This is a genomic window from bacterium, from assembly GCA_020444065.1.
Lineage (GTDB): Bacteria > Sumerlaeota > Sumerlaeia > SLMS01 > JAHLLQ01 > JAHLLQ01.
Genome location: JAHLLQ010000002.1, coordinates 571711 through 586607 on the forward strand (window position 1 = coordinate 571711; position 14897 = coordinate 586607).

Genomic DNA, 14897 nt, shown 5'->3' on the forward strand with positions numbered 1-14897 from the left:
TCAGTGTGAAATGTGACAATGAAAGTGCGCAGGGCTGTGCCAAATTGCAAGCACTATGTAGTTCCTGCCTCGTTAACAGAAGGAGGCGAGATCGACCTATCCCCGCACCTGCCCCTCGCCCAGCACGATCCACTTCGCCGTCGTCAGCTCTCTCAATCCCATCGGCCCGCGGGCGTGGAGCTTGTCCGTCGAAATGCCGATTTCGGCGCCCAGACCGTACTCGCCGCCATCGCTGAATCGCGTCGAGCAGTTGATGTGGACGCACGCCGAATCGATGCGACGCATGAAGTCATTTGCTCGCTGGTAATCCTTCGTGACGATCGATTCCGTATGGTGCGAGCCATAGTGGTTGATGAACTCGATGGCATCCTCCATTGAATCCACCACGCGTACGGCCAGGATCAGATCGAGGTACTCTGCGTACCAGTCCTCCTCGTTGGCCTCCTTCATGTCCGGGACAATCGCGCGGGATCGCTCGCAGCCGCGCAGCTCAACGCCCCTCTCGCGCAAGGCTTCTGCCGCTATCGGCAGGAACTCTGCGGCTTCCTTCTGGTGCACCAGCAGTGTCTCCGCCGCGTTACAGACACCCGGGCGCGAAACCTTGGAATTCACGATGATCCGCACGCCGGATTCATGATCGCCGCCCTCATCAATATAGACTGAGCAATTGCCATCGAGGTGCTTGATCACGGGAATCCGCGACTCGGCCGTGACCCGCTCGATCAGGTTCTTTCCGCCTCGCGGGATGATCAGATCCACGTACTTGTCGAGTTTCAGGAGCGCCCCGACCGCTTCGCGATCCGTCGTGGGGACCAGTTGCACAACACCGTCCGGGAGCCCGGCCTCGCGCGCTGCAGCGTTCAGCAGCTCCGCCAGAATCGTGTTGCTGTGAAAGGCCTCGCTACCGCCGCGCAGGATCACCGCATTTCCGGACTTCAGGCAAAGGGCGGCCGCGTCGACCGTCACATTCGGACGCGACTCGAAGATGATCCCAATCACACCGACCGGAGCACGCACATGACCGATCCGCAGACCATTCGGCCGCACGCTCATGTTCTCAATGCCGCCAATCGGGTCCGGGAGCGCGGCGATTTCGGCCAAGGCCTGTCGCATGCCGTCAATCCGCGCATCGGTCAGTGTCAGGCGATCGATCATGGCCGCGCTTAGGCCCCGCTCCCGTCCCGATGCGAGATCCTTGGCATTTTCCGACTGAATGCGGGCGCGCTCGCGGTCCAACGCCTCGGCCGCCAGGTCGAGCGCACGGTTCTTCGCTGCCGGCTGAGCGGCCAGCATGGCGCGGGATGCCTTGCGAGCGCGCTGTCCCAGATTCTCGATCATCTCAGTCACCGATACTTGCGGTCCGGTCATCGTCGTTCCTTCCTGAATTCTCTGCATTTGCCCTCGGGCTTCCGGAAGATTGTCCTGCCCTCAGCCGCCACGCAAGGGCGGAGATGGATTTAGGACAGGACCGATCCGCTCTTCCCGGGAATTGGCTCCGCTTGTCATCTGCTCAAAGGCAAACTATTCTCCAGGGCGCATGGTCAATAGGGTGTCGGCTTGACTCGGCAGTCCGGATGGGGTCGCCTAGCCGACGGTCTGGGGTCGCTTCAGATCCCTCAAACCACAGATATAAGGATGCATTCTACCAAACATGAGACGATTTGCTGCGATTCTCCTGATTTGCCTCATCATCCCTGTCCTCGGCCGGGGAGCAGAGGTGGAGCCGAAGAAGGTCTATTTCACCGCCACTGACGGAATGAAGGTGCGCGGGGATCTGTATATGCCCTGGCAAAATGATGCACCATTCATCGTCTTGTTTCACCGGGCGGGCTGGAGCCGGGGTGAGTATATTCCGATCGCCCCCAAGCTCAACGAAATGGGCTACAACTGCCTGGCCGTCGACCAGCGGTCCGGCTCGCGCGTGTACGGCTTGATGAACGAGACTGCTGTGCTGGCCTCACAGACTGGGAAGAGTGTTGAATACATCGATGCCGTCCCGGACATGGTCGGGGCTCTTCAGTTTGTCCGCGACAACTACGCCACCGGAAAGCTTATCGGCTGGGGGAGTTCCTATTCTGCCGGATTGATCATGGTTATTGCCACAGAGACCAAAGATGAAGGTCTCGTGGATGGCGTCGTGGCTTTCTCGCCCGGCGACTACTTCGATCGGTTTGGAATGAGCGAAACGTACGTAGCCGATCATGCCGCTCAAATGGACAAGCCCATCTTCATGGCATTCCGCCAGGTGGAAAAGGGCGAGATGGCAAAGCTCTCCAAGGCCCTGCCCAAAGAGACTCCGTCCAAGACCTTCATTCCCGAAGGCATTGGCGGAACCCACGGATCGCAGGCCCTCTGGCCGGAATCCGAAGGGGCGGACCAGTATTGGGACGCCTTGAAGTCCTTCCTGAACACCTATTTCCCCTCGGAGAATCCCGTACCTCGGACCGACGATCTCCCTGCTAAGCTGCGAACTCGCACCGGCGGTGGCATGAACGTTGGGCCGGCTAATCCAGGAGACAAGGACCGTCAACACATCAATCCAAGATACCAAGTCCCAAGCATTGGAGCGGGCGCACAGACGGAACCTGTTCAGGAGGATCCCGAGGCCATCCCGGCAGGCAAACCCAAGGAAGAGAAGAAATTGGGGCCAAGCTTGAACTAGCGCTTTCCTGGCTCAGATTGGAATCGAGGCGACGGGACGTTTCCCGTCGCCTTTTCCTTTTCTTCGCGGAGTGTGACAAAGGCCCTGATACGAGGGGTCTCCAACAATATTGACATGTGTGGCAAATGGGATTCATGGCTTGACACCCGCGATTCTGAACGCTATCCCGTGCGCAAAGACTGAAAAGATACCGATATCGGCACCTTTGGAGTGAGGGACCAATCGCCGATCACAGTTTCAGCCGCAAAATCTTCGGAGGGAGGAGAGTTTGTGAAAAAAATCACAAGGCAGGTGAAGTACGAGGACGACCTCGAGCTCGGATTCGGAGCGGAGATCTCCGAAAAGCTCGGGTGCGAAAACCTCGATCGTTGTATTCAATGTGGGACATGTTCCGGCGTCTGTCCAATGAGTGTCTACATGGACCTGACGCCCAGGCGCATGATCAACATGACCAGGGCCGGCTTGAAGGATGACCTCCTCGACAGCTATTCGATCTGGCTCTGCTCTTCTTGTTATGCCTGCACCGTTCAGTGTCCCCGCGAAATCAAAATCACCGACATCATCTACGCCCTGAAACAGAAAGCCATCCAGGAAGGGCGTCATCCCAAACGCTTCCCCATTCCTGTGCTCGCCACCGAGTTCCATCGGATGGTGCGCAATCACGGTCGCATCAACGAAGGCCTGCTCGCTGCGAAGATGTTCGCCAAGACCGACCCGCGCAAGCTCATCTCCAACGCCAAGTTGGGGTTGGCCCTCATGAAGCGCGGCCGATTCGTTCTTGGACATGAGAATATCAAGGGGCGCGAGGAACTGCGCAAGATCCTCGATGCAGTGGACGGAGAGCAGGAGGCGACCCGATGAAATTCCATTACTATCCCGGTTGTTCTGTACGCGGTGCAAACTCTCCCTTCGAAGAATCCTTCCTCGCAGTCTGCAAAGCTCTTGGAATGGACATGCAGGAAATCGAAGACTGGAACTGCTGCGGCGCAACGGCCTACATGGCCATTGATGAGAAGAAAGCGCTGGCCCTCGCAGCACGCAACCTGGCGATCGCCGAGAAGATGGGGGACGAAGACATCGTTACGCCCTGCGGCGGTTGTTACCTCGTCCTGAAAAAATCCCATGATTGCTTCCACGGAAACGGCCACTCAGCGAAGCGTCGCGAGATCATCAAGAAAGCCCTCAGCGCTGCAGACCTCAGCTACAAAGGCTCGAATCGTCCGCGGCACATTCTTGATGTCGTCGTGAACACGATGGGTCTTCAGGCTGTAAAGGACCGCGTCGTTCGTCCGCTCGAAGGCATCAAGGTGGCCCCCTACTATGGCTGCCAGATTGTTCGTCCACACAACGAGTTGGACGGCGTCTTCTATCCCATGGCGCTCGACCATCTGCTCGAAGCGCTGGGCGCGGAGGTCGTTGACTTCCCGATGAAGGCACGCTGCTGCGGCGGCAGCCTGACCGGCACCGTCGGCAAGATCGGCCTGGAACTCAGCCAGATCCTGCTGACCGAAGCTAAGCGTCGCGGTGCAGATGTGATCGCGACAGCTTGCCCGCTGTGCCACTTCAATCTCAGTTCGTACCAGGACCAGGTCTCGAAGGAATTCGGTGGTGGGGGAATGCCCACGGCGTACTTCACCCAGTTGATGGGCGTGGCATTCGGAATGTCCGTCACCGAGATGGGACTCCAGAAGAACCTGGTAACCTGCGACAAGTTGATGAAGCTCGGCGCGAGCACTGCCAAAGCCCAGCCCGCGGAGGTGAACTGATGGAGTCGAACGGGGAGATTAGGATTGGTTTCTATGTTTGCCATTGCGGGTCGAACATCGGGCGCGTCGTAGACGTACCCAGAGTCGCCGATACCATGTCGAAGATGCCTGGTGTCGTCGTTTCCCGCGATTACAAGTACATGTGCTCCGAACCGGGCCAGGCCCTGGTCGAGCAGGACATCAAAGACCATCGTCTGAATCGCGTTGTGGTTGCCTCATGCAGCCCACTTCTGCACGAGAAGACGTTCCGCACAGCCGTCGGCCGCGCGGGGCTCAATCCCTTCTACTTCCAGATGGTCAACATCCGCGAGCACGTCTCCTGGGTGCATGAAGACTCGATGGAAGCAACCGAGAAGGCGATCGCGCTCTCCCGTGCGGCGATCCATCGCGTCGTCTACCATCGACCGCTGGAAACGCGTCGAGTCGATATCAAGTCGAGCGTCCTGATCGTCGGCGGCGGAATCGCCGGCATTCACTCTGCGTTGAAACTCGCGGACGCCGGAGTGAAGGTTTATCTCGTGGAACGCGAGATGACCATCGGCGGCCACATGGCGAAGTTCGACAAGACTTTCCCCACGATGGATTGCGCGGCGTGTATCCTGACGCCAAAGATGGCCCAGGTGCGCGAGCACCCGAACATCACGCTGTGGACAAACTCGGAAGTCACTGGACTCGACGGGCACGTTGGCAGCTTCAAGGCCACAGTCGTGCGGCATCCGCGTTACGTGAAGGAAGACCTTTGCGTCGGCTGCCTTGATTGCATCGAAGGATGCGTCGTTCGGACATCCGACGGTCGCTCGTCGATGATCTCCGTCGACGCTTTCCGGAAGAGTCGCTCGGACAGCAATGGCGCCACGCCGAAGGTTGCGGTGACCAAACTGCCAAACGAGTTCGACGAAGGCCTCTCGACGCGCAAGCCCGTCTACATTCCCTTCCCGCAGGCTGTCCCGCAGATCGTCGCGGTGGACCCGAACTCCTGCCTGCAGATCAAGACAGGGAAGTGTAAACAAACCTGCGTCGAGCGTTGCGAACGCGACGCATTCGACTTCACACAAACAGATACGACCGAAGAGATCGAAGTCGGCGCCATCATTGTTGCGACTGGCTTCAAGACATTCGATCCGCACCGGATTCCCGAGTATCACTACAACGACTACGAGGAAGTCTACACGGCGCTTGAAGTCGAGCGCATGGTGAATGCTTCCGGCCCGACCGGCGGCCACATCGAGATGAACAACGGCCAGCGGCCGAAATCCGTTGGCATCGTTCATTGCGTCGGATCGCGCGATTTCCACTACAACCGGTGGTGCTCGCGCGTCTGCTGCATGTACTCGCTGAAGCTCGCTCACCTGATCCGCGAGCACACCGGCGCCGAAATCTATAACTGCTACATCGATATGAGGTGCCCCGGAAAGGGCTACGAGGAATTCTACGATCGGCTTCTCGCGGAAGGCGTTCACTTCATCCGCGGGCGTGTCGCAGAGATCCTCGATTGGCCCATGAGCAAGGCGGAAGAAGGCAAACTCGTCCTGCGCGTCGAGGATACGCTGGCGGGCTTCGTGCGTCGCGTTCCGGTGGACATGGTTGTTCTTTCAACCGGACTCGAACCGCGGGCAGACTCCGAAGACGTTCGCCGACTGTTTGGCATCTCGTGCTCGACCGGCGGCTTCTTCTTGGAGAAACACCCGAAACTGGCGCCGGTCGAAACGACCAGCGACGGCGTTTATCTGGCCGGCTGCTGCCAGGGGCCGAAGGACATTCCCGACACCGTCGCCCAGGCCGGTGCGGCCGCCGCGGAAGCTCTGGCACTCATCAGCCGAGGGTACATCGAAATGGAGCCCAACACGGCCTCGATCGACGAGGAGGAATGCTCCGGCTGCAAGTCTTGCATTGGACTGTGCCCGTACAACGCGATTCACTTCGACGAGGAGAAGAACGTTGCAGTGATCGACGAAACGTTGTGCAAGGGCTGTGGCACCTGCGTCGCGGCGTGCCCGTCCGGCTCCATCAAACAGAACCTGTTCGAAGACGACCAGATCTTTGCCGAGATCGAGGAGGTGCTGGCCCATGTCTGATAAATGGCAGCCAACAATTGTGGGGTTCTTCTGCAACTGGTGCACTTACACGGCGGCGGATCTGGCCGGTGTGTCGCGCATGAAGTATCCTGCCACGGTTCGCGTCATCCGGCTGATGTGTTCCGGACGCGTGGATCCGCAGTTCATTCTGAAAGCCTTCGCCGGCGGTGCCGATGGCGTGCTGATCGGCGGTTGCCATCCCGGCGACTGCCACTATCTCGAAGGAAACTACAAGGCGCTGCGGCGCTTTGAAATGATGAAGAAACTGATCGCCGGTTTCGGCATCGACGAAAAACGCCTGCGGCTCGAGTGGATCTCCGCCGCGGAAGGCGAGAAGGTCAAACGCGTCATCGAGGAAATGACGCAGCAGGTTCAGGAACTCGGCCCGCTCGACGTGCCGAAGATCTTTGCCGGATGGGACGAGGAACTGGACAAGCTTGAGGAGGAAATCAAGAAGGAGGCGGAGGAACCAAGCCATGTCTGACAAGCCCAAGATCGCAATGTATTGGTGCGCATCCTGTGGCGGGTGCGAGGAATCGGTCGTCGACCTGGCGGAGGACATCCTCTTCGTCGTCGAGAACGTCGATATCGTCTTCTGGCCCGTTGCATTGGACTTCAAGAAGAAGGACGTCGAAGCAATGGAGGACGGTTCGATCGTTGCCTCCTTCATCAACGGCGCCATTCGAACCACCGAGCAGGAAGAGATGGTTCGCATGCTTCGCCGCAAGAGCCAGATCGTCATCGCATACGGCTCCTGCGCACAGACGGGCGGCATTCCCGCCCTCGCGAACCTCTGCGAGCGCGAAGCCATCCTGCAGTACGTCTACCACGACGCGCCGACAGTCAAGAACCCGGAAGGCACTCGCCCGCAGTTGGAAACGCGAGAGAATGGGTTTCGAGCCACGTTGCCGGAATTCCACAACGTGGTTCGCACACTCGGCCAGATCGTCGATGTGGACTACTACCTGCCCGGATGCCCGCCGAGTCCGAAGCTGCTGAAGGAAGCGGTCATCGTGCTGCTCTCCGGCAATCTTCCGCCGAAGGGTACGGTGCTTGCGCCCGACAAGGCGTTGTGCGACGAGTGCGCTCGCAAGGAGACCAAGCCCGAGACGATGGAGATCGAAGCCTTCCATCGCCCGCACAACACGCCGGTGGATCCGGAGCTCTGCTTCCTGGCCCAGGGCATCGTGTGCATGGGACCGGCGACACGTGCCGGATGCGGAGCAGCCTGCACCTGTGGAAACATGCCATGTACAGGTTGCTATGGCCCGACGTCGCGCGTCGAGGACCAGGGAGCGAAGATCCTCTCGTCCCTGATGGCAAACCTTGCGCCAAAGGATGAAGAGGGCATTCGCAAAGCCCTCGAGGGTATTCCCGATCCCGTGGGAACCTTCTATCGCTATGCCGTGGCCGGTTCGTTGATGCGCGGCAAACTCACCAAATAAATACCGAGCGAGGAGTGGGGAGTAATGGACGAACCCGTCAAAGAAGTCTTTAACGAAGCAAGAGAGCGAGCAGCCCAGGACTATAAGAATCAGCGCCGGATCACGATCGATCCCATCACTCGTCTGGAGGGGCACGGCAAGATCGATGTGTTCCTGGACCAGAAGGGTGAGGTCGAGCGGGCGTACTTCCAGGTTCCCGAGCTGCGTGGCTTCGAGATCTTCAGCATCGGCCGGCCGGCGGAGGATATGCCGCAGATCACAAGCCGCATCTGCGGCGTCTGCCCGACGGCGCACCACATGGCAGCAACGAAGGCGCTGGACGATCTCTACAAAATCAAACCCACCAGTGCGGGCCGCAAGATTCGCGAGTTGATGTACAATCTGTTCATGCTCGAAGATCATGCGCTGCACGTTTATGTTCTTGGTGGCCCCGACTTCATCGTTGGCCCGGATGCACCGGCTGCGATGCGGAATATCCTCGGCGTCATCGAGAAGACTGGACTCGACGTTGGCAAGAAAGTCATCGGCATGCGGCGTCGCATCCGTGAAGCCATGGCATACCTCGGCGGCAAGGTCGTGCACCCGGTGCTTGGCCTGCCCGGCGGCGTCGCGAAAGGTGTGAAGGCCGATGATCTGCCGATGTTCAAGGAACTGGCAAAGGACGGGCTCGAGTTTGCCCAGTTCACGCTCCAGGTCTTCAGCGACATCGTTCTCAAGAACGAGAAGTATGTCGAACTTGTCACATCCGAGAACTACACGCACCGCACGAACTACATGGGAGTTGTCGACGATCAGAATCGTGTCAACTTCTACGATGGCATGATTCGCGTTGTCGGACCCGAAGGTAACGAAGTCGTCAAGTTCAAGGCGCAGGATTACCTGAAGCATATCTCCGAACACGTTGAGCCCTGGAGCTACGTGAAGTTCACGTATCTTGAGGACATCGGCTGGAAGGGTTTCACCGACGGACCGGACAGCGGCGTGATCTCCGTTGCCCCGCTTGCGCGCTTGAACGCCGCGGATGCGATGGCTACGCCTCTGGCGCAGGAAGCTCGCGAGGAGTACTTCAAGATCCTCGGCGGTCGTCCGGTACACTACACGCTCGCGAATCACTACGCGCGTGTCGTGGAAATGATTCAGGCCGCGGAGACGATCCAAGAACTCGTCAATGATCCTGAAATCACCAGCACCGATCTTCGGAATATCCCGACCGAGACTCCCACTGTGGGCATCGGCGTTGTCGAAGCTCCACGCGGCACGCTTTATCACCACTACGAAACAGACGAGCGCGGCGTCCTGACAAAGGCCAACCTGATCGTCGCGACGCAGAACAACTCGGCGCGCATGGCCATGAGTGTCGAGAAGTCCGCGAAGGGCCTGATCCACGAGGGCAAGGTCGATGAGGGCCTGCTCAACATGGTCGAGATGGCCTTCCGCGCGTACGATCCGTGCCATGCTTGTGCTACGCACTCCCTGCCGGGACAGATGCCGCTGCGCGCACGCGTGTACGACGCTGAAAAGAATATCATCCAAGAGTTCCAGAAATGACTGGGACTCGACAGAAGCCGATCCTCGTCCTCGCCCTGGGTAACGACATCCTGGGCGATGACGGGATTGCGTTTTATGCCGCCCGCGCGCTGCAGGAGGAATTCTCCGCAGTCGCCGATTTCACCGAAACCGCCGAGGCCGGCCTGGCATTGATGGAAATGCTGGAGGGCTACGAGTACGCCCTCCTCATGGATTCCGTCATGACCGGGCAATGCGATCCGGGCACCATCGTGGAATTTCAGACGGAGCAATTCAAGAAGGTCGTCGCCCCGTCGCCTCACTACGCCGGCTTGCCGGAAGTCCTTGAACTCTCGGCGCGCCTCGGCCTCGACATGCCGACCGGGATGCGCATCCTTGCCATGGAAGTCGCCGACCCATTTACGCTTCGCGAGGAGCTGACGCCAGACGTCGCACGCGCCCTTCCAAACCTCGTCGATGCCGCCCGCGCGATTCTCGAAGAATGGAGAGCTTCGGTTCCATGCACGAATACACATTGATGGAGAACGTGATCGAAACGGTCGAGCAGGATCTGGCCGCGCAAGGCCACGACACATCCGCCGGCATTTCGGCAATCAGCTTCCGCATCGGCATGCTTGAGATGCACTCCGTCGAATCGTTCCGCCAGGCATTCGATTGGATCACGAAGGGCACGATCCTCGAAGGTGCGGCGCTCGATTTCGAAGTCATCCCATCCCGCATTGCGTGCGAGAAGTGCGGGTACAAAGCGGACCTGTCTATGGGCGATGCCGATTGCCACGATCCTTCGCCTGTCATTGCCTGCCCGGAATGTGGAGCCGTTACGCCCGTCCAGGGCGGACGCGGCGTGACAGACATTCAACTGACCCTGCGAGAGACGGCCGATAAATGAAGCCTCGGGGCCGCTGAGTGATTGCTCCGCGGCCCTGCCTTCTCTCTTGCCTTCCGCGGGCTCCTTCGTATTGGCTGTGAATTTGCTGGCACTCTGCCAAGCCATTCGAGGAGCCCTCTTTCATGCTATATCGCCGATTTGGCCGAACTGAATTGCAAATGCCTGTCCTGTCCTGCGGCGGCATGCGATACCAGCACAAGTGGGAGGACACGCCGCTCGCCGACATTCCGGACGAGAATCAGCGCAATCTCGAAGCCACCATCGCTCGCGCGATCGGTGCCGGCATCAACCACATTGAAACGGCACGCGGCTACGGCAGCAGCGAACGTCAGCTTGGCCAGATTCTGCCGAAGTACCCGCGCGAGAGCCTGATCGTCCAGACCAAGGTTGCTCCCGAAGCCGACAGCGGAGTCTTCCGCAAGAACGTCCTAGAATCCCTCGAACGGCTGAATCTCGATTACGTCGATCTGCTCGGCCTGCATGGGATCAACAATGACGAAACCTACGAATGGTCCGTGCGTGAGGGAGGATGTCTGCAAGTCGCGCGCGAGTTGCAAAGCCAGGGCCTCGTTCGACACATCGGTTTCTCGACCCACGCCACGCCGGAGTTCCTGCCCACCGCGATCAAGACCGACGTTCACGGCGGGTTCGACTACGTCAATCTGCACTGGTATTGGATCTACCAAAGAAACTGGGGCGCGATTCTCGAAGCGCGCAAACGCGACATGGGCGTCTTCATTATCAGCCCGTCGGACAAGGGCGGAATGCTGTACAATCCTCCGGAGAAGCTTTGCCGTCTCACCGAGCCCGTCCATCCAATCATCTTCAACGACCTCTTCTGCCTGTCTCATCCCGAGGTTCACACGCTCAGCATCGGCGCAGCGAAACCCGGAGATTTCGACCTGCACGTCGAAGCCATTGAGAATTGGTGGGACAAGCGCGACGAGATCGTCGCACCTGTCGAAGAAGCTCTTCGTGCAGAGATCGCGAAGACTTTCGATTCAGACTATCTGGAGAACTTCGAGAAGGGTGTTCCGGAATTCCGCCATCTGCCCGGCGATACCAATGTGCAGATTATCCTTTGGCTGCATATGCTCGCAAAGAGCTTCGACCTCGAGGAATACGGCAAGATGCGCTACAATCTGCTTGGCAACGCGGGCCACTGGTTTCCAGGAACGAACGCGGCCGATTTCGACGAAGCCGCCATGCGGGAGGCCCTCAGAGACACCGCCGATCCGGAGCGCATCATTCGGACGCTGCATGAAGCGCACGAGATGCTCGTTCGCGACCCAGTGAAGCGCCTCAGCGAGAGCTGACAAATCGCCACAAAGAACAAGACGCACAGGGGCCAAGAACCGGTCCCCTCTGCGTCTTTGACTTTCATATGGGGGCTGCTCAATCCTCCCACTTGCTCTCTGTACCGGTGGTTGTTGTGCCGCCGCCTTGCCCTTTGCCGCGGGCCCGCATATCCTCGACCTTCTCCTTCAAGGCCATCATGTCGCGGTCGTTCTTCCGCATCAGCAGCGCCTGGTCGACGAAGATACCGGCGACAGAGGTATCGCCCGCAAGCAGGTAGGCCTTCGCGATGTGGCCATAGATCTCGAACGTCAGATCCGGAACCGTCTCCTTCACCGGCGACGCCACAATTCGCAGAACATCGCCCTCGAACTTCCCGCGCTTGTCCTCAAACGCGATCACATTCAGCCCGATTTCCACACAGTTTCGTACGCCCTGGTAGAGCATGCGCATCAGGTCGAGCGGCAGCTTGCTGTGCACGCCGGTGCGCATGATATCCAGCAGCGAGCCGAAATCGCGCGGCTCGATCCACCCGCGCCGCATCCACTTGTCGTTCGTCATCCGGAAGCGATATTCGAGCAACTTCCCGCAGTGCATCGTCCACGTGTAGTACACCATCTTCACGCAGCGATACATGCGCGATGTTTGCTCGTCGGACTTCTCCGACAAGTGACTCATATCCGGAATATAGCGTGCCAGAATACACGCCAACTCCTCGCATTCCCAAAGCATATTGAACGGCGCGCGTCCCTGCTCGCGATCGAAGTCGCTGGCCATGGCAATGATCTTCGTACAAGCCTCCAGCACCGATTCCTTCAGACCATGGTTTGCCAGGTAGTCCGCCGCCACGTAGTGCGCATCGTGATAGTAGCCCTTGTCACAGAGCTTTAGCGCCTCGCGAATCGATTCATCTGCTGTTGTGCCGACACTCAACTGCTTCTGCCGTTCCTGTGCTTCAAGCGGCGGCTTGATCGGTTCCAGAAACTGGCGATACTTGGCGCGTGGGTGCCCATCATCGGATTGCGATGAATGGAGTTGTACCGCTGATTTCGGCCCTTCCGTGGGAACAGCCTTCGGGGGAAGCGGCCTGGGGTTCGGGTTCCTGATGGCGCCCTCTGGGATAGGGCGCCTGGGACGCACTGGACCAATGTCATCTAATGTGATTTCCGGCTTCCGTTTTGGCGGGGGAGCAGTCTTCTTTGGCAGCGGCTTCCCGCCGCCCGGCACGCCTGTTTTTTGAGCAGGACGCTGCTTGGCGACCGGCTTGGGCGCGGGTTTCATTCGCTCTTCCCGCGCCTGCGCCTCCAGAGCCTTCCTGCGCCAGGGACTGACCGGAATGTTGGCGGGAATCTGGCCCGACTTCGTGCCCGTCGTATAGACTCCGGAAGAACGAGACGACATCCGCCGGCGCGTCTGTTCCTGGGCCAGCAACTGGCGCAACTTATCGAGACCCGCCACTGCCAGCAGTCGGCGGACTTCGCGAAACTCCTCCGACCCCGGGTGAGGCGACGTGTCGTGCATGTTGTCCGGTGTGAGGTTGGCAAGAAACAGCGAGAAGAATCCGCGATGACTGAAGATCTGATGATCCGGTTCAGTCACTCCCAGCAGGCGCAGAGCTTCCACGCACTTGCGCTCTTCCTCTGGCGTCAGCGATCGTCCTGGGCTCATCGCTCTCTCCCGGTATCGGTGCGAGGCCCCAATTGGCGAACTTGGGCTTTAAATGGGAACAAAGCACATAGGAGAAACCCCTGTCAAGACAACACGGAAGCAAAATAAGAGAATCGTGTACTAACAGCACACAGAACAGGGATTGATGTGGACATGTCCAGGTTTTTGGGGCGCAGGACTACTTCTTCTTCCGGATTCCATCCCACCAGCGCTTCTTCTTCGGGGCGCCGGGCTTATCCGATTCCTCATCCGGGACATCCTGATGGCGGGCGCGCTGCAGCCGCGCCCTCAATCGGTCAATCTCAGGATTATCCGGCAGAATACTGGAGGCCATCGTCAGGAAGTTGTTCGCATTCGTCAGATCCCCGGCGCGATGGTACGCCCGGACGATATCGCAGGCGACGTCAAACGCCAGCTTCTCGTAGTTCTCGCGCAGTGGCGAGATGACGATCCGCAGGAACTCCGCCTCGAACTTGCCCTGCTTATCCGGGAAGGCGATGACATGCTCGCCAACTTCCATCACGTGACGCGCACTCTTATAGAGCCGCCGCATCATTTCCATCGGCAGATTCGTTCGCGCCCCGGAACGGAAGACATCCAGCACAAACCCGAAGTCGCTCGGTTCCACCCACTGCCGGCGCATCCACTCGTCGTTGCGAATGCGGTACTTGTACTCCACCAGCGCGCGGCAATGACGCAGCCACGTCTCGTAAATGTGAGCAACCATGCGGAACTTGGTTACCGTTTCTGCATCGCCCTTCTTCGACAGGCGCGAGACCTCGGGAATGAAGCGCACGATCGTCGCGGCCAGGTGCTCGCACTCGTGAAGCATATTCACCGGCCCGACGCCTTGCTCGCGATCGAAGCTCGAAGCGCGCTCGATCACGCCCAGGCCCGCCTCCAACACACCACTGCTCAAGCCGACATTCTCAAAGTACGCCGTCACCACGTAGTACGCATCCTGGTAACGGCCTTCGTTGCGCAGTTGCAGGATGTAGGTAATCGCCTCTTCCGTATCGGCCGGATCCAGGCTCTTCACGTCCAGATCGCTCTTCGGAAGGTTCACCTTGTGAGGATGGGGAGTATGAGTCGCCTGATATTTCTCCTCCTCTTCCTCCTCATCACCCTCGACCAGCGTCACTTCGTCCGCGATTCCGGGCGTGGGCGTCCGGAAGGCCGAAGAGGGCGTCTCGATTCCCTCCACTCCGGTCGAGGGGCGGATTGGCTGCTTCTCGGCCTCCACTCGTTTTGCCAGCAGCTCACGCAGCCGCTCGGCCCCCGCCCGGGACAGCAGCTTGCGGATTTCCATGAAGGCTTCCACGTCCGGATGGGCCGCGCCTTCCCCCATCTCATCCGCGGTCAAACCAGTCATATAAAGGGCGAAGTAACCGTGATTGCTGATCAATGGATGATCCGGCCGGGTGATCCCCAGCACTTCCAACGCGGCCAGACACTGATCCTCTTGATCCGGCGTCAACGGAGCCTTTTTGGCCATCTCGATTGTCCCCGATGGTTTGTGGGCCATTCAGTCTCAAGGCTTACAAGCTCCTTCATCCACGCTTCGGTGCC

At 59.1% G+C, this 14897-nt stretch carries 13 protein-coding genes; 10 read left to right on the forward strand and 3 right to left on the reverse strand.

The window, feature by feature from the left end:
* Positions 1-96 precede the first annotated feature (96 nt).
* A complete protein-coding gene (locus KQI84_06755; protein MCB2154569.1) occupies positions 97-1368 on the reverse strand; it encodes a glutamate-5-semialdehyde dehydrogenase in 1272 nt (423 codons plus the stop codon).
* Between the two features lie 283 nt (positions 1369-1651).
* Here KQI84_06755 and KQI84_06760 point away from each other — a divergent pair, with 283 nt between their 5' ends.
* From KQI84_06760 to KQI84_06805, 10 genes are all read left to right on the forward strand, one after another.
* Positions 1652-2662 carry a hypothetical protein gene (locus KQI84_06760; protein ID MCB2154570.1) on the forward strand — a complete coding sequence of 337 codons (1011 nt, stop codon included), beginning with the start codon at positions 1652-1654 and terminating at the stop codon, positions 2660-2662.
* 270 nt (positions 2663-2932) lie between these two features.
* Positions 2933-3523, forward strand: a complete 591-nt coding sequence (locus KQI84_06765; protein ID MCB2154571.1) for a 4Fe-4S dicluster domain-containing protein — start codon at positions 2933-2935, stop codon at positions 3521-3523.
* Complete coding sequence (locus KQI84_06770; GenBank protein MCB2154572.1) at positions 3520-4428, forward strand: CoB--CoM heterodisulfide reductase iron-sulfur subunit B family protein; 909 nt, start codon at positions 3520-3522, stop codon at positions 4426-4428. The genes KQI84_06765 and KQI84_06770 overlap by 4 nt, the downstream gene beginning before the upstream one ends.
* Positions 4428-6503 (forward strand): CoB--CoM heterodisulfide reductase iron-sulfur subunit A family protein, encoded by a 2076-nt coding sequence (locus KQI84_06775; protein MCB2154573.1) that lies wholly within the window; start codon positions 4428-4430, stop codon positions 6501-6503. The genes KQI84_06770 and KQI84_06775 overlap by 1 nt, the downstream gene beginning before the upstream one ends.
* Positions 6496-6987: a hydrogenase iron-sulfur subunit gene (locus KQI84_06780; protein ID MCB2154574.1), complete on the forward strand. Its 492-nt coding sequence runs from the start codon at positions 6496-6498 to the stop codon at positions 6985-6987. Before KQI84_06775 ends, KQI84_06780 begins: the two co-directional genes overlap by 8 nt.
* Positions 6980-7948, forward strand: coding sequence for an oxidoreductase (locus KQI84_06785; GenBank protein ID MCB2154575.1), 969 nt, complete (start codon positions 6980-6982; stop codon positions 7946-7948). The genes KQI84_06780 and KQI84_06785 overlap by 8 nt, the downstream gene beginning before the upstream one ends.
* Positions 7949-7972: 24 nt before the next feature.
* Positions 7973-9496, forward strand: coding sequence for a Ni/Fe hydrogenase subunit alpha (locus tag KQI84_06790; GenBank protein MCB2154576.1), 1524 nt, complete (start codon positions 7973-7975; stop codon positions 9494-9496).
* Positions 9493-9993 carry a hydrogenase maturation protease gene (locus tag KQI84_06795; protein ID MCB2154577.1) on the forward strand — a complete coding sequence of 167 codons (501 nt, stop codon included), beginning with the start codon at positions 9493-9495 and terminating at the stop codon, positions 9991-9993. Before KQI84_06790 ends, KQI84_06795 begins: the two co-directional genes overlap by 4 nt.
* A complete protein-coding gene (locus tag KQI84_06800; GenBank protein MCB2154578.1) occupies positions 9975-10364 on the forward strand; it encodes a hydrogenase maturation nickel metallochaperone HypA in 390 nt (129 codons plus the stop codon). Before KQI84_06795 ends, KQI84_06800 begins: the two co-directional genes overlap by 19 nt.
* A gap of 122 nt (positions 10365-10486) precedes the next feature.
* The gene (locus tag KQI84_06805) at positions 10487-11680 is read left to right on the forward strand and encodes an aldo/keto reductase (GenBank protein ID MCB2154579.1); all 1194 of its coding nucleotides are present in this window, start codon (positions 10487-10489) and stop codon (positions 11678-11680) included.
* A gap of 79 nt (positions 11681-11759) precedes the next feature.
* Here KQI84_06805 and KQI84_06810 read toward each other — a convergent pair whose 3' ends face one another.
* Both KQI84_06810 and KQI84_06815 read right to left on the reverse strand, forming a co-directional pair.
* Positions 11760-13328 (reverse strand): hypothetical protein, encoded by a 1569-nt coding sequence (locus KQI84_06810; protein MCB2154580.1) that lies wholly within the window; start codon positions 13326-13328, stop codon positions 11760-11762.
* Positions 13329-13506: 178 nt separating this feature from the next.
* On the reverse strand, positions 13507-14823 hold the full coding sequence (locus tag KQI84_06815; GenBank protein MCB2154581.1) for a hypothetical protein: 1317 nt from the start codon (positions 14821-14823) through the stop codon (positions 13507-13509).
* Positions 14824-14897: the final 74 nt, after the last annotated feature.